Raw genomic sequence first — 25,701 nt, forward strand, 5'->3', positions numbered from 1 at the left:
CTGGTCGTGTTCTGAACTACGAAAATCAGGAGCACGATCAGGAATGCGCCGCCAGCGGCCAGGCTCACCCAGATGCTGCCCGCTCTGGTGCGGGAGACCCCGGTCGGCGGCGGCAGCGGGGGCTGGGTCGGAGGCGACGGTGAGCGCACATCGGGCGTTGTGCGCCGCTCTCATGCGGGCTTCCGCTCTAGCGGAGTAGCCCAACTGTCACTTCCGAACCAATCCCGGAGTCGGCCGCCGCCACACGAACGAGAAAAGGCTCCGCACCTCAACGGTACGGAGCCTCTACCAAGTCACGCTGATCAAATAGTGCGGACGTCCTGCGCCTGCGGACCCTTCTGGCCCTGGCCTACCTCGAACTCCACGCGCTGGCCCTCTTCGAGGGACTTGAAACCCGCCCCGCCGATAGCCGAGTAATGCACGAAAACGTCAGGGCCGCCTCCGTCTTGAGCGATAAAGCCGAAGCCTTTTTCACCGTTGAACCACTTCACACTGCCTTGAGCCATGTTATTTACAACTTCTTTTCTGTAGGTGAGCCGTGCAGATCACTTCGATACGCCCGGTCTCGATAGGCAACTATGCCATGAACCGCAGAATCCGCACGTCCGGGCTCGTAGACCGCGGACTCGACATGGTCGGCGGGCGCGGTGGCGTGATCGCCTCGGCAGTAAAGGAATTCGAGTGCGTCGTGCCCGTCACGGGACTCTTCTGGTATGCAAACGGATACACACTGCCCGCCCCGATGCCCAGGTCGGTCAGCTGCCGCAGATACCGGCACTCGATCTGACACATTGTCGCAGTCCGGACAGGCAGCCGATACAGGACCGGTACCACGCTGGCCCAGAATGACTCTCTACGCGTCCGACTCGTGACGACGGTGTGGGCCCGTGGGGTCCAAGTCCGCCGGATTCGGCGCTAGCGTGATCAGCAACGTCCTGAACAGCAGGTTTTCCGGCGGCCAGCCCATTTCTGCGAAAACCGGCGCTAAGCGGTTACCGCGCATAGGTTTCGACTATGTGCGGTTGCTCTTATGCCGACCTGGGGAAACGACCCTTCCCGGGGTGTGACGACTCCGGAAACTATGTGCGGTAGGGCTTACCGCCAGATCTGACGGACTTGGACCCCACGGGCCGAGTCCGGTGGATTGTAGAAAGGGTCTTGAACCGACTACTGGTTCCAGGCGGGGCATTGGTTGGGGGAGTACGAGGCGCTGGCCGTCCCGCTCTCCCACTCAGTCATGTCCACGGGATCCCACTGGAGCAGCATGCTGGCGTTGCGAATGCAATTGTCGAAGTCGAGCACGCCGTAGCCGCAGGAGATGGAGAGGTCCTGCTGCAGTTGCTCGTACCCTTTGCCTGCCTTGTACATCATCGTCACCTCGGTCCGGACGACGCCGAGGTAGAGATTGCCGCGATTGCGCGACAGGAGCCCGACCTGCTGGTGGCTTTGTTTCTCTGCCTCCCCTTGGTTCTCGAGCGCCAGCTGGCCTATTTTCTTGATGGTCTCCATGACGGCGTTGAAGTTCTCCGGAGTCATGAAGCTCTGGGCCAGGTCCTCCACCGCGTCGACGCCCTTCTCCAGGGACAGCGGGGAGATGAACGTAGAGCGGATGTCATTTCGGTAGCCTGAGAAAGCCGGAATCGTGGAAAACTTATAGATGTAGTTGTTCCAAGCGACCGGGTCGAAGGCCGTGCTCTCCGGGTTGAAACCGCTGAGGCTCGCGGCCTTGCGCATGAGGGTGGCGGCGACGGACTCCCACGTGCTGAATTCCCTCAGAGCCCCCAGGTCGGGCAGCGAGCTGCCGTCTTCCACCGCTATGTTGCCCACCGCCAGTTCGTCTCTCTCAGAGTCGAACTGCGAAAGCTCGGACATCGTGGCGGCGTCCGGCTTGTGGGAAGGCGTCTGCCACAGCGTGATCTCCACGGCCTCTCGGCGCAGCTGGGATTGACTGATCTCGGTCATGACTACTCCTTGTCTGCGGGTGAGGTGCTACACAGCGAGATGAGACGACGTTTGAAGGACTCAGCTGTTCCAGGCAAGGTGGCGAAACGATGTAGCTGTCCGTGCTGCCGACCCGGGCATTCGCGCCCTGGCGACCCTACGCGAGCATCGTGCTGGCGTAGGGAAATAGTTGTTGAGGTCGAGCGCGCCGTAGCCACGGCAGATGGAAAGGTCCTGCTGCAATGCCGCCTAGCCAAGTGTGATCATGCTGGCCGGGACTATCTCTAATTCGGTCGGCTTTACTCTACTTGGAGTCAGTAAGTTCGGGTTCTGATTTCAGCCTGATTCCACCGATTTGGTTTCTGGATGGTCCGCGCGCTTGTGGTGCGGTGATTTCCGACCACCTGACGGTGGTGGTGAGGACCTGTTCGCTTCTTTCAACGAGATCCGGATCAATGGATTAAAAACGCTGAAAGAGAACGAGAAGGTCGAGTTCGACGTCAGGCATGGCCCCAAGGGCCTGCAAGCCACCAACATCAAGCCGTTATAGGACCCACAGCGACCTGGGGCAGGGCAGTCTACGACGCAGGATCTGCGCGTCCGTACAGAGCGGTCGGCCCGAATGTCCGCAGCAGCTCGACCTCGATCCCGAGCCGTTCGCGGATATCACGCTGGTGCATCACGTCGGCGATGGCCGTCAGCCCGTAGCGGGTGACCAGGCCGGCATGGAGCGCGTGGGCGGTGTCGTGGTCACCTGCCGCGTGTGCGACCTGTGCTGCACGCGTCTGTTCCAGGATCACGCGCTCATCGTTGGCCGCGGTATCACTCACGAATTCAATTCTGCGGGACCGCATTCCTGAAGCCCGCACGAACGGGCGATCTCGATGACGACAACTCAGTAGTCCGGAGAACATTTTCGTGTCGAAAACCGGACACTGCGCTGGTCACGGCCCCAGGATTGCCCGGATCTGGTCGGCGGCGCGGCGCGCCATCTGCTCGTCGACAACCGCGATCGGCTCCTCGGCGCCGGTGAACCAGCCGGGTCCGACCGTGAACGGTGCCCCGGTGAGCGCTACACCGACCGGGCCGAGGTCGCAGATGATCGCGTCGCCGGACAGCGGGTCGGAGACAACCTCGACGATGATGAACTGGCGTCGGATGCGGTTGTAGTCATCGGAACTCACGATCAGGCACAGCATACCGCCGGGCAGCACCGAGCCCGACGGGGCGTTCCAGACCTCGCCGAATCGGGGAAGCGCCATCAGCTGGCCGTACGGCGCTGCGCGATCAGGGCAGCGGTCACCGCGCTGGCACGGTCCGGGGTGTGCCCGGCGGCATTCAGCGTGGCGCTGTCGGCGGCCAGGCGACGGCGATGATCGTCGCGGCGCACCAGCCGCGCGAGGTAGGCCGAGCGGTCCAGGCCGTCCTCCTCGGCGCGGCGCGCGAGAATCTCCAGAGTCTCTTCGTCGAAACTCACCGATGTCTTCCGTCCAGCCATACCGCCGAGTGTACCGCCGACAGCGGTAACCGGTCGGCGGAAGCCGATAACGGCCGCCGCCTTGATCACGAGCTACTAGGACTCGCCGGGGGTTCGAGGCTGCCGATGTGGGTGGTAGTTCGCTTTTACGCTGTGCCGGTTGATCGGTCGTTTCGCTTTCTCGATGAGAGAGGCTCACCATGATCTACCGCGTCGTCGTCGGTGGTTTCGCTGTGGCCGGCGTGATGGGGGCGGCGCTGTGTGCGCCCGCCCAGGCGGCTGAGTTCAATTCCTACGCAGCAGCCCCTCAGCGGCAGCATGACAAGGAATACGAGCAGGAGTACCCACCGTCGCCGTCGCCCTACGGGGAAGACGGGTACGGCGGGTACGGCGGGTACGGCGGGGGCGGGTACGGTGCCGGTCGGGGTCCATCCGGACCTGGGCCGAAGGGGCCTTCGGGTGGAGGGAGCAGGCCGGGGCCGCCCGGACCACAAGGCCCGCCGGGACTGCCGGGGAGAGACGGGAGCCGGGGGACGCACGAATCGCCGGGACGGGACGGCCCTCCCGGCCCTCCCGGCCCACCGGGGAGAGACGGGAACCGGGGGACGCACGAATCGCCGGGACCCGCTGGGCCGCAGGGCCCGCCCGGCCCGCCCGGCCCGCCCGGCCCGCCCGGCCCGGCCGGACCTTCGGGACCACCGGGGCCGAAGGGGTACGGAGGGGGCGGGTACGGAGGGAACAGGTACGGCGGGTACGGAGACGACGACTCGCACTGAGAGGCGGCGGTAACCACAGCCGGGATGTCGATGTTCGAAGTCGTGGTCAGCGCTGACCTGCTGACTCGAGGGTGAGTGAATAGGACTTCGAACGTCGGCGTGTCTCGAACTCGTGTGCAGTACGGTGCTTTTCGCTCGTACTCGTGTTCACGACGGTGAGGGTTGCCTGATGGCTGATGAGCCGGTGGCTGATTGTGGAGTGTTGACTGCGGCCGAGCCGCGGTGGCGGGTGGCGGTGCGGCGGGCTGAGGTGATCAGCAAGCTCGCGCAGCAGGATCGGGTTGGTGTGGCGGCTGCGGACGCGGCGGCGGAGGCGTTGGGGATGTCGCGTCGTCGGGTGTACGCGCTGGTGGCGCGGTGGCGGGCTGGGGATGGGAAGGCATCGGATCTGCTACCAGGGGTTTCGTCCGGCGGGCGGGGTGGTGAGCGGCTGTCGGAGGAGGTGGAGTCGATCATCCGCTCGGTGCTGCGCACCCGGTAAGCGAAGTGGGGATCGCTACGCCCCACGTTCATAATTTCGATCGTGTCCCGGACGTAATCCTCAGCAACCCGAAGAGCCTGTTTCGCTGACATCAGGTTCTCTGCGCTCCCCATTACGTCAGTGTGGCAGCACGCCCCTACGAAGGTTCGAAGAACGAAAGCTGTTCTCCTGCTGGGGGTCATGCGCCGGAGCCGTAGGCTTGGCCGAATGACGAAAGCCTCTCGCGTCAAGAAGCCTTCGAACAACGCCGTCGGGAGTTCCACATTCCGAACTGAATTTGCGAGCTACTATCCGCCGACCGACGACGACCTTCAACGCTTCGTGACCGAGGGCCTCGTCGTGCTCGACACGAACGCGGTATTGGACCTGTACCGGTTCACCGACACCACCCGGGAGGAATACTTCGACGCTCTGGGGCTTCTAGGTGAGCGGCTCTGGATCCCGAATCGGGTCGGTGAGGAATTCTACGACCGCCGGACCACTGTTATACGGGAGCGTCAAGGCATTCGGGCCGTGATCGCTGAGCAGGTAGCAGAGCCGGTCGAGGCCGTGGTGGCGGCCGTTGCCGGCCATGCTCGGCGTCACGGTCTCGACGGAGACACCGCTGCTGCCGTCCGCGAGGGTGTGCTCGCCGCCCTCGAACCGGTGATCCGTGAGATCGAAGGAACCGTCGGTGGGGTCACCATCGACCCCGACGCCCACCCGGATTCGGACCCGATCCTTACACAGATCTGCGAGCTGTTCGACGAGAAGACTGGGACCGCATTCGACGAAAAGCAGTCCTCCGCGGCCCAGAACCAGCACAAGACACGACTGGCCGGACACGTCCCCCCGGGCTACTGCGACAGCAAGAAGAATGAGCGCGCCATCGGTGACTTCTTGGTGTGGAAGCAGACGATCAACGAAGCAACCGAACGGAAGTTGCCGGTGCTGCTGGTTACCAATGAAAAGAAGGAGGACTGGGTGTTCCGCGACGGCGGGTACACCATGCCTCGAGTCGAGTTGGTACGGGAGATGAAGCGGACGGCCGGGTGCGATTTCCATCTGATCGATGTACGGACCTTCCTGGCCCTGGCGAAGGAGTATCTCGCCGCTCAAATCAGCGAAGCGGCTGTTGATGAGGCAGCCCGCGTCAGCGATGTGGCAGCCGCAGCATCACAGCAGGAGACAGCGATTACCCGTGCCGCTCTCGCGGGCATGCGCGAAGCATTCTCAGGCGTCGACGTCACCACATCTCTCCGGGGTATAGCTGCGGGTTACGACCCGACCGCGGAAATCCGCAGGATCACCGCCGGTTACGACCCGACTGCGGAAATCCGCAAGCTCGCCGCCGGTTACGACCCGACCGCAGAAATCCGCAGGATCACCGCCGGTTACGACCCCGCCGCGGAAATCCGCAGGATCACCGCCGGTTACGACCCGACCGCAGAAATCCGCAAGCTCGCCGCCGGTTACGACCCCGCCGCGGAAATCCGCAACGCAATGGCCGCAGCAACTCCACGTTCTAGTCGAGCACCGAAGACTCTGGCCAAGGCATCGTCGACACCGCAAAAGAAGGCTACGTCAGCTGAGCCGGCCGCAAAGCGTGCAGCAGCGAAGAAGCCCGGGCCCAAGAAGAAGCACGCCGCGAAGGAGAAGCCCGCCGAGTGAGAGTGCGTCGCGCGGATCTGTCGTGCACTTGTCGCAGGATCACAGCAGGGACCCGACGCCAGCTCTGCGGCGCGCTCGGCCGCGGTCGTAGCGCTCAGTAAGTGGCCGAGCGACAGCGGGCCCCTGCCTTGTCTCGTAACCAAGGTTTCGAGACGGTGCTCTGATCGTCTCGATATCGCGCTCGGCGGACGATGTCGGCCAGTTCAGCGCCTGGTGTGTTGACCATGGGTGTTGGCCGGGTTGGGTGACGCGCCGCCGGGAGTTCGGCTGACCTGTGGTGGCGCCCATCTCCGGTGGTGTTCATCAATGTCGGACCTTTCTCGTACAGTCCCGGGCATGACCAGACCCGCGCGCTCGACATCCCCGAACCGCTGACTCTCGACGGTGATGCGTTTGATCCGATCGGCGGCGGTGGCGCCCTCGTCGGCTACGGACGAATGTCGACCAAGGCCAGCTGCTCGACCGCCAGATCGCCGCCCTCACCGCGGCTGGATGCCAGCGGACCTTCACCGACAAGAAGTCCGGCGAGAACGCCGAGCGAGAAGAACTGCGGGCGTGCCTGGACTACCTGCGCCCCGGCGACACCCTTGTGGTGCCGTCGCTGGATCGACTCGGCCGCTCGCTGCAGGCCACAGGGTGACTTGCTGGCCTGCACCGCATCGCCGTTGTGGGCGCTGGAGCCGGGTCCGGGGCGATGACATCACGGGGCATCAGATCTGGTTACGACGTCGAATTCGGCGATGACGGCCGTGGGGGTGTCGGGTGCTATCGCGATCAGTTGTCGAATGGGGAGGTGCCAGTCAGCGATCCTCAAGGCTTGCGCCACTGCATGCGCGCGGCGGCGCAGGTCCTGAGGTGCTGTCACTGCCAGCAAAGCTTGCACGTGCTCGTTAGGGGTGGTGAGAAAGTCAATGGAGTGGGCGATGGTTTCGGCTCGGTTGAGGTCGCCGATCTTGGCTGCGGCTTCAGCCACCGACACCAGCACCCGCGCCTGTGTGTAGGGGTTGTCGATGGAGTTGGCGATGGCCTCGGCACGAACGATCAACGCGGCTGCTCGGTCGACATCACTAACTGTGGCCATGGCATCAGCCACCGACACCAGGGCACTCGCCTGCTCGTCGGCATCGGTGATGGAGTGGGCGATGGCCTCGGCATGCCCGATCAAGTTGCCTGCTCGGTCGATATGATCAACTGTGGCCGCGGCATCAGCCACCAACGCCAGGATCCGCACGGGTCTTGCTTGATCGGATCCGTTGTAAATGGACCAAGTGGTGCGAATAGGGTGGGCGATGGCTTCGGCGCGGACGATCAACGCGCCTGCTCGATCGACATCATCGGCCCTAGCTACAGCTTCAGCCATCGACACCAGCACCCTCGCCTGCTGCTCGGAGTCGGCGAGGGAGTCGGCGAGGGTTTCGGCGCGGTCTAGGTCGCCAGCCTTGGCCCCGGCTTCGGCGCGGTCGAAGCCGAGAGCCTCCGCTGCTGCCTGGGCAGACAACTCCAGCGCTCTCGCCCGCTGGTAGTAGCGGTCCTGATGAGAGGGCTGAGTAAGGGAGCGGGCGAGGGCCTCAGCGCGGACGATCAACGCGCCCGCCCGATCGATATCACCGGCCCTGGCTAGGACTTCCGCCACCGACGCCAGGGCCCACACCTGTTGTTTGATCACAGTGATGGAGTCGGCGATGGTCTCGGCGCGGTCGAAGTCGCCGAGTTTGGCTGCGGCTTCAGCCACCGACACCAGATCCCACGCCTGCAGCTCGAGCTTGGTAATGGAGTCGGCGATGGCCTCGGCGCGCGCGATCAATGCGGCCGCTCGGTCGAGGTCGCCGGCCCTGGCTACCGCTCCGGCCACCGACGCTAGCCCCTTCGCCTGCCAGTAGCGGTCTGTGATGGAGTCAGCGATGGCCTCAGCGCGGTCGAGATCACCTGGATTCGGTATCGGGTGACCGGTTCGACATCATTCCGATGATCGCCGTCCAACCGTCCTGTTCGACGGGGCGAGTCTGACCCATGGAACATCCGGTCGTCTGACCGAACTGCACATCCCGCACGCCTGGAAGATCTCGCGCGCCAACCGCACCATCGTCACCCGAGACTCAGCGGTAGTTATGCCACGAAGGTGGAAAGCGACAGGCATGCCGAGCTGATCGGCGTGCGATCGCTGGTCAGGATCCCGAGGCCCTGCCGATAGACAAGTCTCAGGGGAGCCCGGGAGACCCCGCAACGATCGAACTGCCATCGTTGGACTCGCCAGGCAAGCCGCGATTCCAAGCGGACCCGTCTGCCACTTGGGCTAAATCAGGCTCGCTCGCGTTGATGTCGTCCGCAATCTCCTGAGACAAACTCAGATGCCTTGTTCTGGTATGCCGGATCGCGTACTCCCATGAGGGACGCCTGAAGTTAAGGGTCGGCCACGGGTAGACGGCGGTGCGGACCCGGCTGCAACGTCGACAACGAAGCGTCGCCCTGAACTCATGCCCGAGAAGTGGCACGGCGGCAACGAGTTTGACGTCTTCGGCATACCACGAGCGCTGATGCAGATGGAACTACAGTATTACGCAACGCCCTCCGGCGGCACCATTGGCTTCGTCCGGTAGTCATCGTTTATGGTCTGTTCCGGCCATTCCGCAATCCGGGGTGCCTGGTTGTTCGTGCGGAGCCCTTCGTGCAGACGGGCGAACAATCCAAGCGCCGGTAGTAGCGATAGCCCTGGTAGATCGAAAAAGGAGGGCCGTAACGGCCCGGCACCTGCGCCCAATGGACATCGTGGGACATCTTGAACCGGATGTCATTGAGCATGCGTCGTTTGGCGTCGAGTTCGGACCGTGGTCGCGAAAATTCACCATTGTAGTTTCGATGTAATCCGAAGTGCGGCAGGGTCAGTCGCCACTCGTCGTCGGTCAGACCGGAGTTGGCCGGCCCGAAGGTTTCCTGCGAAGCACTAATACCGAGGAAGGATTGGAGCAATCCCGGTTGCCCATTGACTCTGCTTGCACCGGATACATCAATATGTCGTGATTGATCGCGTCGGCTGCTTCATCCGCTAGTCTTGGGTCGTTACTTAGCCTATTCGCTACCGTTTGCGAGTTCACCTCTGCGGCGCTAGTCCCAAACTGATCGAACACTAGGTGCCGCACGGGAACCTGCTTTCTCGGCGAAGGACTTCGCGAAGGTCACCAATAGAAGGCCTATAGTAAGTGGATCCATCCATCGCTCCTCTGTCGGGGTGCTGACAAATATTCGCTAGCTGCTGCTTCAAGCCGGTACTGCGACATTCCGGTTGCGCGCCTTCCTAGACTCGACCAACGCCGCGGTCCGTGATCGTTATGTCGAGAGCTGCCGTATCACCGAAGATCGGCAGCTGCCGTGCAACATCCGGTAGTGCGACCCGGCATTTCCATTGCCCGTTATTGGTGTAGGTAGGCTTGACTGGCTTACGGTCTTTTCTTCTACTTAGGCCTTCTGTAATGGGGTCGAACCTGTCGATCGGCCCCGCGACGTCGGCATTCCATGCCATCCATGCTTGCAGCCCCTTTCCGGACGCCTGCGGGCCGACGTCAACGATCAATGAGTCCACCCAATCGAAGACTTGCTCCATGTGGTTCCTGAGGTCGATACCGTGTGAGCGCTCGGTCAGCTTTTTTACGCGCAGAGTGATGCTGTATCTGGCTCTCCCGCTGTGTGGTGCTGTGGCTTCCTCGTCTTGGGGTGATCTTAGGTCGGCGGGGTCGAACAGAAAGGTCGTGAGTAGCGGCACTGGGCGGTCGGGGGTGTCGAGGCTGTTGTCTCCGTTTCGCTTCAACTCTTCGTTTAGTTGGATGGGGCAGTACTGATCTGCTCGTTGCTCGCTGATGACGATGGGGAGGCCTCGGACGGACAGCCGTACGTCGGCTTGCCAGGTGGGCCATTGTTCCTGATATGTCGGCAACCCCGTGAAGTCGATTTGAACCTTCCACTTTGCAAACAGGAAGCGTCGCAAATTCTGGTAGCCCTCCTCGGAGTTCACCTCGCCGTACCGGCCGGAGTGTGACTTATAGACAAATGCCCGGTGCGCCCCTCGAACGTAGGCATTTTCGATGCGCACGAGCCCGTCGCTTTTGGGTCCGACAACCATTTTGGAGGGGCCATAGTCTTTGGGGTCTGTACCGACGAGGCAGAAGACATCATCCAAATTGAGGATGCTTTTTGGAATTTCCTGTGGGTCCCATCCCGCTGGCGGCCTATCACCGTTGCCTTCAGTGGTTAGATATCGGTACATCTTCTCCGGAGCGAAGATGTCCGAACCTGCTGGACCGACCACCTCCTCGAACCAGTTCAATGCGTTGCTCTGAAAGACGATGCCGCCGTGCGGCGTCCCGTACGTGAAGAACTTGTCGACTATCTCACTCGCCGGCCGTCGCGACTTCACATCGTGAGGTCCGCTCCTTGTATCGGGTGTCCGGCAGATTTTTTCCATCATGCAGCGAGCAACCAATCCGCCCATGGAATGTGCAACTAAAATCACCTTCTTAGACTCTGCCGCCCCTTCGGGCGGTTCAGTCTTGCGTAAGACGAGCTCAATCAAATCATAGAGTCCTTCGGCAGCCTCTTCGATATCGAAGCCATCGGCGCGGAAATGCCGCTGAAATCGCTGCAAGGGATTTTGGTGCCGTGGGGCGGCGAAGGTCGTCGCAGCCTGGTCGTAGAACCTGTACACCCAGATCGACGCCGCAGCGAGCTTGCCGTCCTTGGCGTTCTCGAGGTAGGCGTGTTGATCACCTCGGACGAGCAACTCGTATTTCTCGTCGGTCATCAGCCGAAGCATCGGCCCCTCGAACTGATAGAACATAGGGTCTCCATCGCCCCCTCCGACCCGAATATGGGTAGCGCCCTCATTGAATCCGTAGAAGGGGTCATCAACTTGGGTGTCAATGCCACTCGTGGCACCGGCGTACCCGCGGATATAGATGATGGGAAGACGGTTCATTTGCTTTCACCTACCTGTATGGATGCGCAAAGACATTGAGCGATCCCCTCGGGGTGTCGCCTGGATCAACGGTGCATGTTCTGGGCCATGTCGACTCCCAATAAGAACTGCACTGTGGGTATGCCTGCGAACGTATGCGCATCCGTCGACGCACACATGAGTACCGAACTACCTCAATTCGCCACGTTGTTGCCAACGTTGGTTGAATCGTGGATCAGGCACAAAGTTCGCGATTGACGCGGCTCGAAACGCGAACGTGCCCTTGATATTCGATCATTTTGCCGGTGTTCCGTTCTTGGACCGATCGGGGTCCTGTTCCCACACCTGGCTGGTCTGAAGATCGACGGCGAGCAGTCGGTCGGACTCTGCGGGCAGATCGACGTCGGTACCTGCGACGAGCCGACGGCCTGCCTCGCTGCGCGATGGTGTCACGCCGAGTACTCCAGATGCTCGCCGTTCGAGACATCATTCACGCTGAACAGCTCCATGATCGCCGACCAGACCTTCCAGGGCATCTAGATCGCGATTGGACGATCCTGCCAGACCTTCGTGTCACGTGATGCCACAAATTGGCTTCAGCTGAAGCGTGCGTTCTCAGGTCGCGCGCTTCTGCCGGGTAGGGCGGGCGCATTGCTGCGCCCGGCGAGGGGTGGGGGAGTCGCATGACGATCGGGGTTCCGTTGGATCCGCCGGCTCCCGACCTTGCGCTGTCGGCACTGACGACCTTGAATCGTCGGGAGCGGGAAGTGCTCACCCTGCTGGCGGCGGGGAAATGCAACAAGGCCATCGCGGAGCATCTCGGGGTAGCCGAGAGCACCGTCAAGTTCCACGTTGCCGGAGTGCTGAAGAAACTCGGTGTTTCCATGCGAAGCGAAGCGGCTGTGATCGGGGTGCGAGCCGGTCTCATGACCGAGCCGACCAGTAGCAGCCAAGCCGGCCGCTGCGGGGTGCGACGATGGCGGTAGCTGGCCGTACCCGGCGAAACCGCTGTGAAGCACGGCGTGGGAATCTTGATTCAGGCATTCGTACAGCTCACGGGCACTATTGAGAACACTCGCGAAACGCAAACCGTACGACCTGTCCGCTATCGGCAGGGATGAACTCGACGGTCTGCCGGTGACGGAGCGAATCGTTTCGGTGGGTGATTCCGAAGATGCAGCATCGTCGTTCGAGACGGCGCTCGCCATCGTGCCGGCGCCGTCGGTCGTACCGAGGATGGATCGCGATGACGCATTGCTGATGCACACCAGTGTTCGACCGGCAAGCCCAAGGGCGTGCGGCAGACTCACCGCAATACCGCGGCTGTGTGCGACGCGATCATCGACACATGGTCGCTGGGGTCCGAGGACAATGCTCTGGTGTGTACTCCGCTGTGCCATTTCACGACTGATGCGTCAGTTGTCCGGCGGTGTTCTCGGTGGCCAGACACGCGCAGCCTTGACTGGATGGTCACGATCCGTCCGGCGTAAGTCCGGCCGATGCGCAGGTCATGGCGGGCGACCATGACGACCCCGTCGCGGGGGACTTTCCGTTGGACGCTGGTCGGGCCGGGTTTCGGGGTGACGGCAGTTTGGTGATGCGATGCGTGCGCCACGAAGTTTGGTGCGCTCATCGGCTGACATCGGCGCGGAAATGTTTTGGCGAGCACGCCGTTGTGGACCTGCCTGGAGCAGGTGGCCGTCCAGGCGCAGCAGGACTCTCTGACCGGCGAGTGCGGATCGGATCTTGACACGATATTTGCCGAGTCTCGTTGTGCCGCTGGTATCGACGGCCCTTTCCAGTTCGATGACCGCGCCGGCGGGGGAGTTCGTCGACGTGTCGAGCTGCGGTTGCGGCCGGTGGCGGGCCAGCGGGCCGAGTGCCACGCATGGTCAGCAGGGCCATGGGCCCACTTTCTCCGGTAGCTAAAAGTTAGCTGTCGTTGAAAATGGTTGCGTGTTGGATTGGCGACACGCCGACTTTCGATTTGTTTCTGCACAGCGGTGATCGGATTTGGTCTGGCCCGCTGGCTCGTAATGAACGGGTTGTGCTTCCCCGATCTTCACTTGTCGATCGCTTCGGCCGGGGGAGTGTCGGCGATGGGCGAACGCGATTCCGTCATTCGATCCGTCCCACCAAAATCTCACACTTTTGATGGGAATTGCCCGGATCCGATAGGACATGACGGGCAGGTCGCCCGACGCGAATAGGAGCTTGACCAGGCATGATGAGGTCTGCTGAGGCACGTCGATGAAACTAGAACCTGTGTCAGGTGGTCGCAGGTTCAAATCCTGTCAGCCCGACATAGAAAAATCCCCTCCGACCTGGGTCGGAGGGGATTTGCTGTTATTGGACGATTCGCAGTTGGGGACCATTTGGGGACCGTTGAGGCGCTCGTAGGTGTATCGAGAGCAGATTGCCGTCGTTTTGGAGCGCCTCGGTGTCGGGGTGGAGGTATCGCTGGGTGATCCGGGGGTCGGTGTGTCCGGCGATCTGCTGGAGTCGATGCAGGGGGACGCCAGCGTCGGCGAACCAGGTCAGCCCGGTATGGCGTAGTCCGTGCCGACGTAGATGTTCGTAGCCGACCTTCGTCACGACCTTGTCCCAGTGAGTTGCCTTGTGCAGCACTCCTGTTTGGATTCGTCCACCGCGGGGGCCGACGAAAAGTCGTGCGTCGGGATCCTGGTTGGCGGCTTTAATTCGTTGGAGCACCAAGGGGCGAATGTCTTCGATAATCGGGATTCTGCGGGAGCGTTTGCCTTTCGTTCCTTTGTCTTTCAGCCCGCCCGGTCCGGGTGAGGTCTGGCGGCGCAATCGCCAAATCCATTGGTCGGTGTCGATATCGCGGACACGGCATCCGGAGACTTCCCCGATTCGGGTCGCAGTGCAGGCCGCGAAGACGACGACATCACCCCATCCCTGGTAGTTGCCCGATGACGCAGCGACCAGGGCGTCCGCGAGCCGGGTCAGTGCCGCCCAATCGGGCAGCGCAAGCAATCGCGGGTCGTCGAGTTCGTCCTCGTACCGCTCGTATTGGCGTTGCCAGCCGCTGACTTCGACGCGGTTCCGGTCGATCACCTCGTCCCGGACGGCCTGGTCCAGTACTCGAGATAGTGCGGCCAAGCTGTTCTTGACCGCCGACTTGCTTACTCCTTCGGCGATCCAGTTCATGACCGCGCGGTCGGCCAGACCTGCGGTAACCATGGTCACCGGAATATGCCCGAGAGCCGGGATCACTCGGCGGCGCCATGCTGGTAGGTAAGCGTCGCCCACTGTCTTCTCCTCCAGGCCCCGCATTGCCGCGGCCCAGTTGTCATCGCCGTAATCATTGAGAGTGGCGGTCGCGGTCTTCGGATCAACACCGCGTGCCGCGGCGCGCCTGATCCGATCTACCCACTCTTCCGCTTCCTCGCGCGTGTCGAATGCTGCCGACTTGGATGGGCGCGACTTGGTGACGGGATCGGACCACCGCACACGCGCACGGAAGGGCGTGGCCCGCTTTCGCTCCTCGATATCCGCTCGGATTTCCACCCCGAGCGGAATCAATCGAACTGGATCGGTACTCATCACGCCGCCGTTGGATCAATGCGATTGCGTCGGAGGTAGGCCAGAACGTCGGCGCCGAGGTACCTCGTCACTCGGTCGGACAGGTGAACGAACGCTGGTCCCTGCGGTGGGCGGGCCGTGCGCCAACGTCGCAGGCTTGACGGATCGACCTTTAGGACCGCGGCAACGTCTTCGGTGGTGTACCAGGCGTTCTCGGCCAGCTCCGGCGTTTCCCCTCTATCGGCGGTGGTCATGGCTCGGTTCCTTCTGTTCTCGTGAATTCCTGTGCTGCGGTGAGGGTGCGGGTGACCGAGGACGAGCTGAGTTCGACGCGTTCGGCGATGCGCGCGTGTGACCACCCCTGTTCGTGGCGCAAGCGGAGGATCTCTGCGACTTTGTCAGGGTCGCGGCGTCCCGCGCGATCGGCGCTGCACACCTGATCAGCGACCACGGCCCAGCGATCGGGTGGTGCGCTGGCCTCGATTTCGATGCGTTGGGTTGGTTCGAGTTCGGCCGTTGCCCGGGATTCGGTGAGCTCTGTCGATGTCGAACGGGTCTCGGTGTGTACCTCGCGCACCGAGACGGTGCGTACAGGTTCGGGTCGGTGCGCAGGGTCGGGGTCGGTGCGTTCGATCGGTGCGGTGTGGTGCTCTCGGATGATCATGTGGGCCAGGGCTGCGCCCATGCCGAGGACCACAACGGGGAGGCAGGCGACCAGCACGGTGACCGGCCACGGCGCCACGGTCACACCCGCGGCTTGCATCAGGTGGTAGGCGACCTGGCCGACCGCGCCGAGCGCGAGGCTGCCGAACGCCGAATATTTGGCGTAGCTGCGGGTTCGGTTCGAACGGATCCGCCCTGACAGCCATACCGACAGCGCGTAGGAGGCGTATGCCTCCATCCCGATCGGCAGGGTGATCGCGGTGTTGATCTCGAAGTCGTCGGCGATGCCGGGTAGCGGGTGTACCGGTCCGAAGCCGGTCAGCTCGCCGAGTCCGACCCAGCCGGACCAGATCGCGACGAAGGCGGGCAGCGCCAGCAGCAGAACCGGCCACGCCCGCACCGGCCGTCTCGATGCCTGTGCACCGGGTTGTGCATTGTGTGGTGCGTGGTGGTGCGCAGCGTCGTCGCTGCGCACCGGGTTCGCACCGGAGTCGTGTCCGGTCACGGTTCACGCACCGCTCTGCCCGGTGGCGGGGTTGTAGACGGCGGTGAACAAGCGGGCCTTCGGGTAGTCGGGGTCGGGTCCGGTGTAGGTGACCGACAGCAACGCACCGACCGCGAAGTCCTCGGTTCCGGCGTTCTCCAGGGCCAGGCCGATGGCTTGTTCCATGCGCCAGGACACATACAGGTTCCGGGGGCCGCTGCTGGTGTCGAGGGTGATCACCAGCTGCATGACTGGCTGGCCGTGCTCGTCGAGTTCGACCTCGTCGGGGGCGCCGCCGTATTTGAGCTTGGGCTCCTCGATGATCGCGGTGATGCGCCCGTACACGGTGGTGCCCGGTGTGCTGGTCTTGCTGAATGCCGAGGTGGGGCGTGCGGCGCGGCGGAAACGCTGTCCGAAAGTGCTGGTCATGATGATGTGTCCTTCCTTGTAATGAGTGAAATCGGTTCAGCGGCTTCGAGTTCGGGTCACCGGCCGAAACCGCTGCTGCTGTGGTCGATCCAGGTACGGGACCGGATCGAGGTCTTCGAGGTGGTGTCCGGCGGCGAAGTGGTCGGCGAGGTCTTTGCCATCGCGGGCCTGCACGACCCGCACCTCCCCGACCCGGCCGTCGAGGGTTTCGGCGACTTTGGCGGCGTGTAGGTAGCCGGGGCGGTCGCGGTCGGCGACCACGATCACCCGGGCCGCGCCGCGCAGCCATTTGGCGTGCTCGGGGGTCCAGGATCCGGCGCCCATGGCATTGCAGGTCGCGATCAGCCCAGCCCGGTTCGCGGCTTGCACGTCCTTCTCGCCCTCGCACACATAGATCTCGCGGCCGGTGTCGAGGGCTTCCCGGATATCGGCGAGTTTCCACGGGATCGGGGCGAAACCGCCTTTCTCCCAACCGGTTCCGTTCCATCTGGCTTGCCAGAACGATTTGGTGTATCCGTGTTCGTGCGGGGTCCGCATCCGGAACACCGCGCCCTCGATCTGGTCGGTGTGCCACCGGTAGACGTAGGTGTCGACGTTCTCCGCTGGCCCGGTCTGTGCTCCCAGCTCGGGCTTGTACTGGATCGGGAACGAGGCCGCGGCGATCGCCCGTTCGACCAGGGTCAACGGCCTCCGCTCGGCGACCCCGTACTGCTGCCCGTGTATCCCGTTGCTGGTGCGGCGGTTCGGGTCACGTTCGGGCAGCCGATCCCATAGGTCCCGCACCCGCAACCCGATCCGGTCCAAGACCTCTTCGTCGTTGCACTTTGCCCAACACCGCAGCATCGTCTTGCCCTGGCGCGGGTCGTACCGCACACCCAGCGACGGGTTGTGGTGCTGCCCGTCGCCCTCGTGTACCGGGCACAGATAGTTCGTCCACTGCTCGCGGCCACGTGGATGCGGCGCCGGCCCCATCCTGCGGGTCAACGCGTCGGTCACCACCAGATACGAATGCCCCTGCGGTTGTTGCGGTTGCATCGCTCACCGTCCCCGCTCGATGCCGGGGCGGGTGGTGTCGGCGGCGGCCAGGACACGGCCCTGTTCGATGCTGCGTCGCTGCACCGCATCCAACTTCCCGCCCGGGGTGTGCAGGGATTCGACCAGCGTGCGCCGCATCACGTCCGGATCGGATTCCCATTGGGCGCGAGCATTTTTCAGGAACCACCATTGCTCGCGGTGCGGGCCGTGGTGCCAACCGTGATCGATCACCGCGCCCTCGGTGTAGAGGCGGTGGATCTCGGCCTCGGTGGCTTCGGGCCGGTAGGCCATGCGTGTGAGCCGATCCAGTTCAGTGAACGCATCACGCATCGCTTCCTCATGCTCGATATGCATCACGTTCACCGCCCTCGCTCGACCCGCGACCGTGTCCGCGGGCGGTCTTGCGCGGTGAGGTCGCGGGCCTGCTCGTGACTGCGGCGCTGGATGTCGGTGAGCCCGTATCCCTCGTTGTGGTCGACGTTGTCCAAGAACCGGCGCATGGTGTCCGGTGATCGCCGCCAGTCCTCACGGGCGTCTTCGAGGTAGTTCCAGTGCTCGGCGTGCGGACCGGACTCCCACCGATCGGCCACAACCTGCTGTTGCATGTCGAGAAGCTGGATCTCGGCCTCGCTGGTCGAGGGCCGGTACATCTGCCGTCCCAGCTCGACATAGGTCGTGAAGTCGGCGCGCATGGCTTCCTCATGTTCGCGTTCCATCTCAACGGCTCCTCTCGATGCCGTTGCGGCCGTTGCCGTTGCCGTTGCGTCCGGGCTGCGGCCACGACTGGGTGTCGCGACCAGGCCGCTCATGCCCGGTGTCGGTGAGGTCGCCCATGTAGCTGGCGCGCTTGCCAACCGGTCCGTGACTGCCGGTGTCCTCGCCCGGCCGTTGCTGCTGGGCGGCGCCTGACTCGTTGCCGCGAGAGCTGGTGTCGGTCCGCGCCCGGTTGCCGTAGCGTTCGTGTTCAGGTGTGGCCTGTGCGAGCTTCTGCACGGCCTCGTCGCGTTCGCGTTTGTACTGATCCCGTTCAGCGGCAACGTGTTCCACGTTCGGTCGGTCGCGCAATTCACCGATCTCGTTGGCGAGTCGGATGTTGCGGTTCTTCAGCTCCTCGATGCGTCCCTCGGAGGCGGCGAGTTTGCGTTTGAACTCGTCGCGGTCGGCGGTGACCGCGTCCAGACCGCGCTGCAAGATCCCGACCCGGTTCTCCAACCGGTCGCGATCGGCGGCAATATCTTTCAGCTGGCGTTCGACCTGAGCGAACCGCTCCGGATCCACCGACGCGGCCGAGCGCTGTTGCCCGGTGGGACGGGTTTTCGGCAGCTCGGCAGCCTGTCCACGCTGGGGGCGCAGGTGCTGTTCACGCAGGGCACGCACTTCGTCGGTGACCATCCCGAGCGGGCCGTCGACCCTCTCGGCGCTCCCGCGGCGATCGGACTCGCGGATGCTGGCGGTGAAGTCCTGCCCGCTGTGGGTGTCGCGGTAGGTGCCGAGCACATGCAACGCCCAGTCGTAGGCTTCGACACGGGTTTCGAATGCCCCTGTGTGCTTCACACCGGCCGGTCCGACATTGACAACGAATGGCCGCGCCGACTGCTGCTGTGGCGGACGCTCGGCGGCCGGATGCAGCTGTTCGGCGTGTGCGTCGGCGACGGTGCGCTGGTGATCGGCGAGGGTATCGGCATCGGCGAAGAAACCGGTGCGCGGGTTCTGCCGGTAGCCGCCGTCGGCGGTGCGGATGATGCCGAGTGGGTGTTCGAGCTGCTCGGCAACCATCTCGGGGTCGCCGTGGCGGTGATACACCTGCCGCCCGGCCGGATCGCGCAGGCTGGCGTCCACGGTTTGCCCGTCGACCCACATCGCATGGTCGATATCGCGGTACATCCACTCCAAACCGTCACGGGCACTATCGAACCCGCGGGTTTCGATGATCGGATCCTGGCCTGGGGCGGTGTTCCACCGCAGGCTCGCCTCATACCGTGGGGCCTGCTGGACCCGCTCGCGCAGCGAGGTTGAGGCTTGGTCACGGACGGTGCGAGCCACCTGCGCCCGATACCGCAGTGCGTCGATACCACGTACCTTGTGCGCGTTGGTGAACAACCGGCCCGGCTCGAACTGCGGGAACACCGTGGCCGCGTCCACACCGTCCAGCGCGATGCCCTGCTCGACCCGCGTCAACCGAGCATTGCCGACGACGCGGGAACGCAGATCATCGGCGTGCCGGGTCAACGCTCGGGCGTCGCGGTAGCGGCGCTGGTGATCGACGCTGGGATCGGCGGCACGCTCGGCTACCGCGAGGGAGTGCGCGCGGTAGCGGTCGATCATCTGCTGGGTCCACACCAGATGCTTGTCGCGGTCGGCCTGCTCGCCGCGGCGCTGCTCACGCAAGGTCAGGTTGATCTGCTTGCGGATCCGGCGACGCTCGAGCCAGTTGCTGGCCTGGGCGTGCAAACGCAGCATTTCCTTCATCGCGTACCCGAACTTGCGGGCCTCGGCGATCAACTCATCTTCCGGACTGCGGTCAGTCATGTTGTTGTATTCCTTTCAGCAATAAGGGGATTGAGGGCTACCGGGTGCGGCGACGGCTGCCGCTGGCTCGCTGCTCGGCCAGACGGCGCTCGCGTTCCTGATCGGCTTGATCGGTGAGCTTCAACCGGCTCGCGTTCTTGCGGGCCTCGTCGATCGCGGTCTCGACCCAGTACAGCCGCGTGTCCGCGTCATCCAGGGCCGTCAGCACCGCGCCGTTGGCGTCGATTGGTTCGATCGGCTCACCGAGGTTGTCCACCGCCAGCGCCTGCGGTGAATGGGCCAGATCGACATAGCGTTCGCCGATCCGGTTGAGCTGGTCGCGCATCTGGTTGATATGGCCGTAGAGCCCGGCAATCTCGCGGTACAGATCGGAAGGGATCGGCAGGATCGGGTCATTGGTGTTGTCGGACATGGTTTTTCGGTTCCTTTCCGATTACCGGGGGGCGGGTGCCGTCCGGTTGTCTTCGTGCCGGGTGCGGGCGGTGTCGATCCGGTCGATCAGCCCGCGTACGAGTGCGGCGATAGTGGTGATGACGACGGCGAATGCTGTGCTGAGGCCGTTGGTGACGGTGGCGAGGACATCGGGGATGCTCGGGCGCAGGGCGGCGTTCCACCACAGGTAGACCAGCCATCCGGTGCCGTAGGCGGCCAACGGGCCGGTGACGATCCACGGCTGCCCCCACGTCGCGAGGACAGTCGCGGTGACAACGGCGGAGGAGGCTCCAGCCGCGCCTCGGACCATCCGCCGCCTTGCCGCGCGACCAGCCGTGGCTACTGCGTCGTGATCCAGTGGCTTGTCCCACTCCTGCACGGAATCGCTGGTGTCGTTGTTGTGGACCACCCGCAGGACCGGCCGCACCGGGGCGTACGGTTTGGATGCGTTCTCGTGGTCCTGGTTCGGGGTGTCGGCCGCGGCTGATACGTCAGCGAGGTAGTCGGCGAATTCGTCGGCGAGGATGTCGCCAATCGCTTTGGGCTCGATCGGTTCACGCTGTTCGTCGGGGTCTTCGTCGTTGTGGTCGTTGTCTCGGATGATGCGCATTGCAGTTGCCTTTCAATCTCGGTTCAGGAACAGAGGCGGGGTGTTCAGGCGACGGCGGTGGCGCCGGAAGTGGTGGGGTCACCGGGGGAGGCCTGCGTACGTCCGGCGGCGGATGTGCCCGGCATCGGACGCAATTCGGTCGGGTTGACCGGGACGACGCGGCCGAATTGGGCGCGTCCGGCCTTGGCGTAAACGACGTCGCCGGTGTCGAATTCGCGGACACGGTCGGGGTCGACGAGCCATTTCTCACCCATCGAGACCTGGCCTTCGTCGCCGTGGCGTTGGCCTTTGATCAGGTGCCGCGAGGGCAGCATCCGATGGATCGGGCCGAAGTGTTTGCACAGCTCCCCGGCGTTTTCGGAGTAGCCGATGATCACCCCGCCCGCGCAGGCCTTCAGGATCCGGTTCAGCGACCATTGGTCGCGCGCGATGCCCTCGGGAGATTGGGCGGCGAAGATCACCGATACGCCTTGGGAGCGGCCCCGTTCGCAGACTTCTTCCAGGCCGATCGATCCTTGGTCGGTGGTGGTGGCCGAGAGCTCGTCGATGATGAGGGTGATCGAGCGGCGCTGGTCCTTGGCGGTGCGCCCGGCGCGCTGCATCAGCATCCGCAGGATCGCCGAAACCTGGGCGCGGGCGGCGTCCTTGTCGATGCCCGGCACGGTCACATAAAGCACATCGACGTCGTCGAGGTCGACGCCGCCGTCGAACACCATCCGCCCCTGCTCGTCCTGGAGCCGGTCGAACAGGTTGGATGCCTTGATCAGCATGTCGTCGATCTGGGGGACCTTTTCCGACTGCAACGCTTCGACCATCCGCACGACGTCGGGTGCCTGACCCCAGATGTCGCACAGTTTTTCGACGCTGAGCCGTTCGAGGAACTCCATGGAGGAGCGGGGTGGACCGACGGGTGCGTCGACTACGAGGGACACGATGCGGTGGCGCATCTCGTCGAAGTGCTGGCCTTCGCTGGTGCTGGCCTGCCCGGCGTTGAACATGTCACCGAGCACCGCCCGCTGGTCACGGGCTTGCATGTCCCACACATCGAGCCGGTCCTGCTCGGGCACGATCGCGATCTTGTGTGGCTCGATTCCCTTGCGGGTCGCCAGATCCCGGATCTCACGGCCCAGGACCCGGTCGTCCTCACCGCCCTTGCAGGACACGAACACCAGCAGCGGACGCGGGTGCTTGGCCCGCATCGCGGGGACGTCTTTCCACCGCTGCCAGGCGGTCCACTCGTATTCGAGCATCGCGAACCCGAACCGTTTGATGGTCTCGGTCTTGCCGCCGCCGGTGGTCTTGATGATCGCCATCTGGCGGCGCGCTTCCTTGTGCGGAACCACCAGCCAGGGTTGATGCCGGGCGGTCAGCTCTGACCACACCCCCAACGGTGTCGAGGACGTCCGATCAGCCAACGGACCCAACACAATCCCGTCACCGGTGGTGAACGGCGCACCCAACTTCGCGGCGCGCGCCGCGGCGGCGGCCCGACGTGCAGTCAACATGTGCTGGACTCGTTCGGTGCGACCAAGCGACTTCAAGCCAACGGTGTTGGTCTTGTTGACGAATTTCGCCCACCAATAGGTAGCCAGCAGCGCCGCGACCGGCGCGCCGAGCGCGAGCATCATCGGCAGCCCGGCCCAATCACCATCGACGACGCGGGATGCGCCCGCCCACAACAGCACCGCCGGTGTGGTCCACGAACCACCCGCCAACGCCGAGGACGCGGGCAGCAGCAGCGATCCGATCGCGAAGTTCCGCAGCCGGTGCGGCGCCAACGGCCACCGCGCGGCGACGGCCACGATCATGATCAGCATCGCGACCACCACCACCCCGCACACCGTCGCAGTCCCCGCGAAATGCGTGACCGTGCTCAGGTCTGGAAGGTCGATCCCGTCGAGCTGGCGCACCGGCGGCTTCACCGGATGCACCTCGATCGACGGCGGCGGGTCCTGCACGATCGGCGGTGGCGCAGTCGGCGGTGCGGCCGTTGTCGTCCCGAGCGGGGCGCAGTCTGTCGGGGTGAGGATCGGCTGGCAATTCTGGTTGGTCATGATGCTTCCCTGGAGATGTGAAGTCCGTTGCGGGCGCGGAGTTTCGCGGCGCGGGCTTGGTTGCGGGCGGCGAGGAAGGAGGTCCACTCGTCGTCGAAATCACCTGCGGCGAACAGCAGCGACAGGTTGGCGAGCTCGGATGGCAGACGGTCATAAGCTGCGGTGACACCATCGAGGACCTGCACCGTCCGGCACAGGTAGAGCAGGCCGATAACGGTCTCGGTCTTGGCGTCTCGCGCCGCCCGCACCGCGCCTTGCAGCGCGATATCCATGTGGGCGCGGTCTTTGAGGCTCAGCTCGACTTCCAGCGCCCACCACCCGCGGCGCCCATCGACTTCGCCGTGGAACCGGCCGTCGTGAATGTGTGGTCGGCCCGACAGCGGGCGTCGGCTGGTGCTGAATTCGATTCGTGTGGAACGGTTTTCCGACGCTTCGACGGCGGCGCGCCGCCACAGCTGACGTTCGGAAATCCACCGATCCGCTGCGTTGCCGACCAGCATGATCCGGGCTTGTGCGACGGCCCGATGATGCTCTGCGTACATCAGGGGTGGATGCCAGTCCTTGGGGCGCCACCCCAGATACCGCGCTGCGGTCACGCGGGTCGGGACCACCCACTTCTCACCGGGCTGTACCTGCTCGAGCGGATGAACCTTGTTGTCTTTGACCAGATCAGCGACCAGCCGATAGACGTGGTTGCGTTCCACGCCGAGGTACCAACCCAGCACATCGAGCTGCATCCCCCGCATATCCGCCAACGCGGTGAGGACCGCTGTTTTACGCGCGGTGGATATCGGCGATCGTTCCGCGCGCAGCAGGTCCTGCACCGTGGTCCGAGGCAGGCCGACACGACGACTGATCTCAACCTGGCTGTAGCCGCGGGCACGAAACGCCGAGACCTCACCGAGCACCAGTTCGACCCGGCGGGCCGAAACCCTGAGGGTCTGGACGATCTCGCGGTACGTCGCACCCGCGCCGCGCAATCCGTCGATGATCTGGTCGAGATGTTCGAATTCCAACGCGCCGTAGCGATCCTTCTTGTTGTCGTTCATCGACTCCGCTCCCTTCCATTGCTCCTGGCGGCGCGGCGGGCCTCGATCTCCGAACAGATCCGGTCGATCTCGTGCGGCGACACATTCCGCGCGTCGAACCGCTCGACCGGCTCCGCCGGATCGCGGGTGGTGCGGCCGGCGGCGATGTCGGCGCGGGCCTTGAGCACCACCTCGCGCATGTCTTCCGCCGGTCGCGGTGTCACTCCGCACATCGGGCAGCGCCGGGTCGCTCCGCCCTCACGCTTCAATTGCCGTTCGCGGCCGCGGTTGCCGTCCCACGTGCGAGCCAGCGACCAGCCGATACCGGCGTCCTTGATCACTGCCAGCAGGCGGGCGCCGCGCCCGGCGCGATGCTCGGCCAACCGGGCATCCAGATCGGTGGTCCAACCCGTGTAGTGCTTGGCGTGTCGGTACGGCCGCTCGAAATGCAGCAGATACACGGTGCCGTCGGGGGATTCGCGGTTCATCGGCTCCGCTCCGATCCGCGTTGCCGATCAGGTCGACGCGCAGCGATATCGCGGCGGGCCTGCTCGATCACTTCGCGCATATCGGCGGCGTCGATGCCGCGACGCTCACACGCCCGCACCGACCGCTCCATCCGAGCCAGCTCCAACGCCTCCAACTGAGCAGGTGTCGGAACTCGCTTCGGCACAGCGGTTTCCGTGTCATACAGGTAGGCCTTCAACGGCCCCCGTGCCCCACCTCGAGCACGCAACACCTGCGCCTCGTGGTCGGCGCTCGGCCGCTGCCCCTCTCGAGCCAGTTGACGACGGGTCCGCAGATGTGGCGGCGCGAAACCCCACGGCCACGTCGGGATGCCGTACTTCTCGCCTTCGGGATCGTGGAACCGGCTCATCGCGACCGCTCGATCCTCCGCGAACCTGTTCGAGTCCGCTGCTGAGCGATATCCCGCTCCAGCGCCGCCCGCCAGCTGCGCCGTGCCTCGTTCGTCTCGCGCTTGACCGCGTCCCGAACACCTTTGAGGTAGTCCAGCTTGGCGCGCTCACCCGTGGTCTGGGCGAAGTCGTTGCGCTCCATCGACACCCATGCGGCCTCCGACATGTCGAACAGCACTTCGTCGGTAGTCGACAGGCACTCGAACCGTGCCTGCGCCTCGGCCCTCAAACGGTCGTCACTTGCCGCGCTCACCGCGCCACCCCCGAGACCTGCGAGGCCGGAGCGCACGAACCCGGCTTCTCCGGTGGTACACCGGAATTCGCTGAACGGCAGATGTTCTGTGATGGCGGATAGTGATACCCGGTGTCCTTCAGTGCTGCACAGGAACCGATCGCGACCAGCAGCAACACACCGACCGCCACCAACCGCAGCACTGGAGGCAACAACCCCAATGGCGCGTAGATCGCGCCGACTCCGGTGAATTCAGGTCCCGCCATCGAATGCAACGCCGTATGCCCACGGCCCTGGTCGAAATGGGTGACCGTGTACCCCACCGGTCCTTGCTGCCGCGGCGCGCTCATCGCCGCACACCCCACCGACGGGACGCTCTCCAAAACGCGAACGCTCCCAGCAGCATCACGGTGAAGCCGACAACTGCGGGATGAGTCAGAACGAGGTAACCGATCGACACGGCCGCAACCGC

The 25,701-nt window shown here is 64.1% G+C and carries 29 protein-coding genes; 5 read left to right on the forward strand and 24 right to left on the reverse strand.

Annotated elements, in window-relative coordinates; all coding sequences use genetic code 11:
* Window positions 1-302: 302 nt before the first annotated feature.
* Window positions 303-506 (reverse strand): cold-shock protein, encoded by a 204-nt coding sequence (locus tag ACIBJI_RS41290; RefSeq protein WP_397088588.1) that lies wholly within the window; start codon window positions 504-506, stop codon window positions 303-305.
* Between the two features lie 661 nt (window positions 507-1,167).
* Window positions 1,168-1,962 (reverse strand): hypothetical protein, encoded by a 795-nt coding sequence (locus tag ACIBJI_RS41295; RefSeq protein WP_397088590.1) that lies wholly within the window; start codon window positions 1,960-1,962, stop codon window positions 1,168-1,170.
* Between the two features lie 334 nt (window positions 1,963-2,296).
* Here ACIBJI_RS41295 and ACIBJI_RS41300 point away from each other — a divergent pair, with 334 nt between their 5' ends.
* Window positions 2,297-2,491 carry a cold-shock protein gene (locus ACIBJI_RS41300; protein WP_397088592.1) on the forward strand — a complete coding sequence of 65 codons (195 nt, stop codon included), beginning with the start codon at window positions 2,297-2,299 and terminating at the stop codon, window positions 2,489-2,491.
* A gap of 28 nt (window positions 2,492-2,519) precedes the next feature.
* On the opposite strand, the gene ACIBJI_RS41305 is transcribed toward ACIBJI_RS41300, so the two are convergent.
* The 3 genes from ACIBJI_RS41305 to ACIBJI_RS41315 form a co-directional block, all read right to left on the reverse strand.
* On the reverse strand, window positions 2,520-2,771 hold the full coding sequence (locus tag ACIBJI_RS41305; RefSeq protein ID WP_397088594.1) for a hypothetical protein: 252 nt from the start codon (window positions 2,769-2,771) through the stop codon (window positions 2,520-2,522).
* Between the two features lie 114 nt (window positions 2,772-2,885).
* Entirely contained in the window at window positions 2,886-3,203 is a 318-nt protein-coding gene (locus ACIBJI_RS41310) for a hypothetical protein (protein WP_397088596.1), read from the reverse strand.
* Entirely contained in the window at window positions 3,203-3,439 is a 237-nt protein-coding gene (locus ACIBJI_RS41315; RefSeq protein ID WP_397088598.1) for a hypothetical protein, read from the reverse strand. Before ACIBJI_RS41315 ends, ACIBJI_RS41310 begins: the two co-directional genes overlap by 1 nt.
* A gap of 924 nt (window positions 3,440-4,363) precedes the next feature.
* Here ACIBJI_RS41315 and ACIBJI_RS41320 point away from each other — a divergent pair.
* The 3 genes from ACIBJI_RS41320 to ACIBJI_RS41330 all read left to right on the forward strand — a co-directional run bounded on the left by ACIBJI_RS41320 (window position 4,364) and on the right by ACIBJI_RS41330 (window position 6,965).
* On the forward strand, window positions 4,364-4,675 hold the full coding sequence (locus tag ACIBJI_RS41320; RefSeq protein WP_397088600.1) for a hypothetical protein: 312 nt from the start codon (window positions 4,364-4,366) through the stop codon (window positions 4,673-4,675).
* Between the two features lie 207 nt (window positions 4,676-4,882).
* On the forward strand, window positions 4,883-6,325 hold the full coding sequence (locus tag ACIBJI_RS41325; RefSeq protein ID WP_397088602.1) for a PIN-like domain-containing protein: 1,443 nt from the start codon (window positions 4,883-4,885) through the stop codon (window positions 6,323-6,325).
* 469 nt (window positions 6,326-6,794) lie between these two features.
* Window positions 6,795-6,965, forward strand: coding sequence for a recombinase family protein (locus tag ACIBJI_RS41330; RefSeq protein WP_397088661.1), 171 nt, complete (start codon window positions 6,795-6,797; stop codon window positions 6,963-6,965).
* Between the two features lie 60 nt (window positions 6,966-7,025).
* On the opposite strand, the gene ACIBJI_RS41335 is transcribed toward ACIBJI_RS41330, so the two are convergent.
* The 3 genes from ACIBJI_RS41335 to ACIBJI_RS41345 form a co-directional block, all read right to left on the reverse strand.
* Window positions 7,026-8,177, reverse strand: a complete 1,152-nt coding sequence (locus ACIBJI_RS41335) for a hypothetical protein (protein ID WP_397088604.1) — start codon at window positions 8,175-8,177, stop codon at window positions 7,026-7,028.
* Between the two features lie 1,440 nt (window positions 8,178-9,617).
* Window positions 9,618-11,291: an esterase/lipase family protein gene (locus tag ACIBJI_RS41340; protein ID WP_397088606.1), complete on the reverse strand. Its 1,674-nt coding sequence runs from the start codon at window positions 11,289-11,291 to the stop codon at window positions 9,618-9,620.
* A 273-nt stretch (window positions 11,292-11,564) separates the two neighbouring features.
* Window positions 11,565-11,723 (reverse strand): hypothetical protein, encoded by a 159-nt coding sequence (locus ACIBJI_RS41345; RefSeq protein WP_397088608.1) that lies wholly within the window; start codon window positions 11,721-11,723, stop codon window positions 11,565-11,567.
* Between the two features lie 230 nt (window positions 11,724-11,953).
* On the opposite strand from ACIBJI_RS41345, the gene ACIBJI_RS41350 reads away from it, so the two are divergent.
* Window positions 11,954-12,256 (forward strand): LuxR C-terminal-related transcriptional regulator, encoded by a 303-nt coding sequence (locus ACIBJI_RS41350; RefSeq protein WP_397088610.1) that lies wholly within the window; start codon window positions 11,954-11,956, stop codon window positions 12,254-12,256.
* A gap of 1,360 nt (window positions 12,257-13,616) precedes the next feature.
* Here ACIBJI_RS41350 and ACIBJI_RS41355 read toward each other — a convergent pair.
* Genes ACIBJI_RS41355 through ACIBJI_RS41430 form a run of 16 tightly spaced genes read right to left on the reverse strand, consistent with a single transcriptional unit; the run spans window position 13,617 to window position 25,579 of the window.
* Window positions 13,617-14,837 carry a tyrosine-type recombinase/integrase gene (locus ACIBJI_RS41355; protein WP_397088612.1) on the reverse strand — a complete coding sequence of 407 codons (1,221 nt, stop codon included), beginning with the start codon at window positions 14,835-14,837 and terminating at the stop codon, window positions 13,617-13,619.
* On the reverse strand, window positions 14,837-15,070 hold the full coding sequence (locus ACIBJI_RS41360; protein ID WP_397088614.1) for a helix-turn-helix transcriptional regulator: 234 nt from the start codon (window positions 15,068-15,070) through the stop codon (window positions 14,837-14,839). Before ACIBJI_RS41360 ends, ACIBJI_RS41355 begins: the two co-directional genes overlap by 1 nt.
* Entirely contained in the window at window positions 15,067-15,984 is a 918-nt protein-coding gene (locus tag ACIBJI_RS41365) for a hypothetical protein (protein ID WP_397088617.1), read from the reverse strand. The genes ACIBJI_RS41360 and ACIBJI_RS41365 overlap by 4 nt, the downstream gene beginning before the upstream one ends.
* Window positions 15,985-15,987: 3 nt before the next feature.
* Complete coding sequence (locus ACIBJI_RS41370; protein ID WP_397088619.1) at window positions 15,988-16,392, reverse strand: hypothetical protein; 405 nt, start codon at window positions 16,390-16,392, stop codon at window positions 15,988-15,990.
* A gap of 36 nt (window positions 16,393-16,428) precedes the next feature.
* Window positions 16,429-17,427, reverse strand: a complete 999-nt coding sequence (locus ACIBJI_RS41375) for a toprim domain-containing protein (RefSeq protein ID WP_397088621.1) — start codon at window positions 17,425-17,427, stop codon at window positions 16,429-16,431.
* A gap of 3 nt (window positions 17,428-17,430) precedes the next feature.
* A complete protein-coding gene (locus tag ACIBJI_RS41380; RefSeq protein WP_397088623.1) occupies window positions 17,431-17,781 on the reverse strand; it encodes a hypothetical protein in 351 nt (116 codons plus the stop codon).
* 5 nt (window positions 17,782-17,786) lie between these two features.
* The gene (locus tag ACIBJI_RS41385; protein WP_397088625.1) at window positions 17,787-18,143 is read right to left on the reverse strand and encodes a hypothetical protein; all 357 of its coding nucleotides are present in this window, start codon (window positions 18,141-18,143) and stop codon (window positions 17,787-17,789) included.
* Window position 18,144: 1 nt separating this feature from the next.
* Entirely contained in the window at window positions 18,145-19,956 is a 1,812-nt protein-coding gene (locus ACIBJI_RS41390) for a hypothetical protein (RefSeq protein ID WP_397088627.1), read from the reverse strand.
* Between the two features lie 37 nt (window positions 19,957-19,993).
* Window positions 19,994-20,368, reverse strand: a complete 375-nt coding sequence (locus ACIBJI_RS41395) for a hypothetical protein (protein WP_397088629.1) — start codon at window positions 20,366-20,368, stop codon at window positions 19,994-19,996.
* 21 nt (window positions 20,369-20,389) lie between these two features.
* Window positions 20,390-20,998, reverse strand: coding sequence for a hypothetical protein (locus ACIBJI_RS41400; protein ID WP_397088631.1), 609 nt, complete (start codon window positions 20,996-20,998; stop codon window positions 20,390-20,392).
* A gap of 44 nt (window positions 20,999-21,042) precedes the next feature.
* A complete protein-coding gene (locus ACIBJI_RS41405; protein WP_397088633.1) occupies window positions 21,043-23,052 on the reverse strand; it encodes a hypothetical protein in 2,010 nt (669 codons plus the stop codon).
* Window positions 23,049-24,101 carry a hypothetical protein gene (locus ACIBJI_RS41410; RefSeq protein ID WP_397088635.1) on the reverse strand — a complete coding sequence of 351 codons (1,053 nt, stop codon included), beginning with the start codon at window positions 24,099-24,101 and terminating at the stop codon, window positions 23,049-23,051. Before ACIBJI_RS41410 ends, ACIBJI_RS41405 begins: the two co-directional genes overlap by 4 nt.
* Complete coding sequence (locus ACIBJI_RS41415; protein WP_397088637.1) at window positions 24,098-24,568, reverse strand: hypothetical protein; 471 nt, start codon at window positions 24,566-24,568, stop codon at window positions 24,098-24,100. Before ACIBJI_RS41415 ends, ACIBJI_RS41410 begins: the two co-directional genes overlap by 4 nt.
* Window positions 24,565-24,957: an RRQRL motif-containing zinc-binding protein gene (locus tag ACIBJI_RS41420; protein ID WP_397040576.1), complete on the reverse strand. Its 393-nt coding sequence runs from the start codon at window positions 24,955-24,957 to the stop codon at window positions 24,565-24,567. The genes ACIBJI_RS41415 and ACIBJI_RS41420 overlap by 4 nt, the downstream gene beginning before the upstream one ends.
* On the reverse strand, window positions 24,954-25,250 hold the full coding sequence (locus ACIBJI_RS41425) for a hypothetical protein (RefSeq protein ID WP_397088639.1): 297 nt from the start codon (window positions 25,248-25,250) through the stop codon (window positions 24,954-24,956). The genes ACIBJI_RS41420 and ACIBJI_RS41425 overlap by 4 nt, the downstream gene beginning before the upstream one ends.
* Window positions 25,247-25,579 carry a hypothetical protein gene (locus ACIBJI_RS41430; RefSeq protein WP_397088641.1) on the reverse strand — a complete coding sequence of 111 codons (333 nt, stop codon included), beginning with the start codon at window positions 25,577-25,579 and terminating at the stop codon, window positions 25,247-25,249. The genes ACIBJI_RS41425 and ACIBJI_RS41430 overlap by 4 nt, the downstream gene beginning before the upstream one ends.
* Window positions 25,580-25,701 lie beyond the last annotated feature (122 nt).

It is taken from the genome of Nocardia sp. NPDC050408, assembly GCF_044458905.1.
GTDB lineage: Bacteria > Actinomycetota > Actinomycetes > Mycobacteriales > Mycobacteriaceae > Nocardia.

Coding starts and splice junctions, on each gene's coding strand:
- ACIBJI_RS41290 (WP_397088588.1), bottom strand. CDS start 506: ATGGCTCAAGGCAGTGTGAAGTGGTTCAACGGTGAAAAAGGCTTCGGC.
- ACIBJI_RS41295 (WP_397088590.1), bottom strand. CDS start 1,962: ATGACCGAGATCAGTCAATCCCAGCTGCGCCGAGAGGCCGTGGAGATC.
- ACIBJI_RS41310 (WP_397088596.1), bottom strand. CDS start 3,203: ATGGCGCTTCCCCGATTCGGCGAGGTCTGGAACGCCCCGTCGGGCTCG.
- ACIBJI_RS41315 (WP_397088598.1), bottom strand. CDS start 3,439: ATGGCTGGACGGAAGACATCGGTGAGTTTCGACGAAGAGACTCTGGAG.
- ACIBJI_RS41320 (WP_397088600.1), top strand. CDS start 4,364: ATGGCTGATGAGCCGGTGGCTGATTGTGGAGTGTTGACTGCGGCCGAG.
- ACIBJI_RS41325 (WP_397088602.1), top strand. CDS start 4,883: ATGACGAAAGCCTCTCGCGTCAAGAAGCCTTCGAACAACGCCGTCGGG.
- ACIBJI_RS41340 (WP_397088606.1), bottom strand. CDS start 11,291: ATGAACCGTCTTCCCATCATCTATATCCGCGGGTACGCCGGTGCCACG.
- ACIBJI_RS41350 (WP_397088610.1), top strand. CDS start 11,954: ATGACGATCGGGGTTCCGTTGGATCCGCCGGCTCCCGACCTTGCGCTG.
- ACIBJI_RS41355 (WP_397088612.1), bottom strand. CDS start 14,837: ATGAGTACCGATCCAGTTCGATTGATTCCGCTCGGGGTGGAAATCCGA.
- ACIBJI_RS41360 (WP_397088614.1), bottom strand. CDS start 15,070: ATGACCACCGCCGATAGAGGGGAAACGCCGGAGCTGGCCGAGAACGCC.
- ACIBJI_RS41370 (WP_397088619.1), bottom strand. CDS start 16,392: ATGACCAGCACTTTCGGACAGCGTTTCCGCCGCGCCGCACGCCCCACC.
- ACIBJI_RS41375 (WP_397088621.1), bottom strand. CDS start 17,427: ATGCAACCGCAACAACCGCAGGGGCATTCGTATCTGGTGGTGACCGAC.
- ACIBJI_RS41380 (WP_397088623.1), bottom strand. CDS start 17,781: ATGCATATCGAGCATGAGGAAGCGATGCGTGATGCGTTCACTGAACTG.
- ACIBJI_RS41385 (WP_397088625.1), bottom strand. CDS start 18,143: ATGGAACGCGAACATGAGGAAGCCATGCGCGCCGACTTCACGACCTAT.
- ACIBJI_RS41390 (WP_397088627.1), bottom strand. CDS start 19,956: ATGACTGACCGCAGTCCGGAAGATGAGTTGATCGCCGAGGCCCGCAAG.
- ACIBJI_RS41395 (WP_397088629.1), bottom strand. CDS start 20,368: ATGTCCGACAACACCAATGACCCGATCCTGCCGATCCCTTCCGATCTG.
- ACIBJI_RS41400 (WP_397088631.1), bottom strand. CDS start 20,998: ATGCGCATCATCCGAGACAACGACCACAACGACGAAGACCCCGACGAA.
- ACIBJI_RS41405 (WP_397088633.1), bottom strand. CDS start 23,052: ATGACCAACCAGAATTGCCAGCCGATCCTCACCCCGACAGACTGCGCC.
- ACIBJI_RS41410 (WP_397088635.1), bottom strand. CDS start 24,101: ATGAACGACAACAAGAAGGATCGCTACGGCGCGTTGGAATTCGAACAT.
- ACIBJI_RS41415 (WP_397088637.1), bottom strand. CDS start 24,568: ATGAACCGCGAATCCCCCGACGGCACCGTGTATCTGCTGCATTTCGAG.
- ACIBJI_RS41420 (WP_397040576.1), bottom strand. CDS start 24,957: ATGAGCCGGTTCCACGATCCCGAAGGCGAGAAGTACGGCATCCCGACG.
- ACIBJI_RS41430 (WP_397088641.1), bottom strand. CDS start 25,579: ATGAGCGCGCCGCGGCAGCAAGGACCGGTGGGGTACACGGTCACCCAT.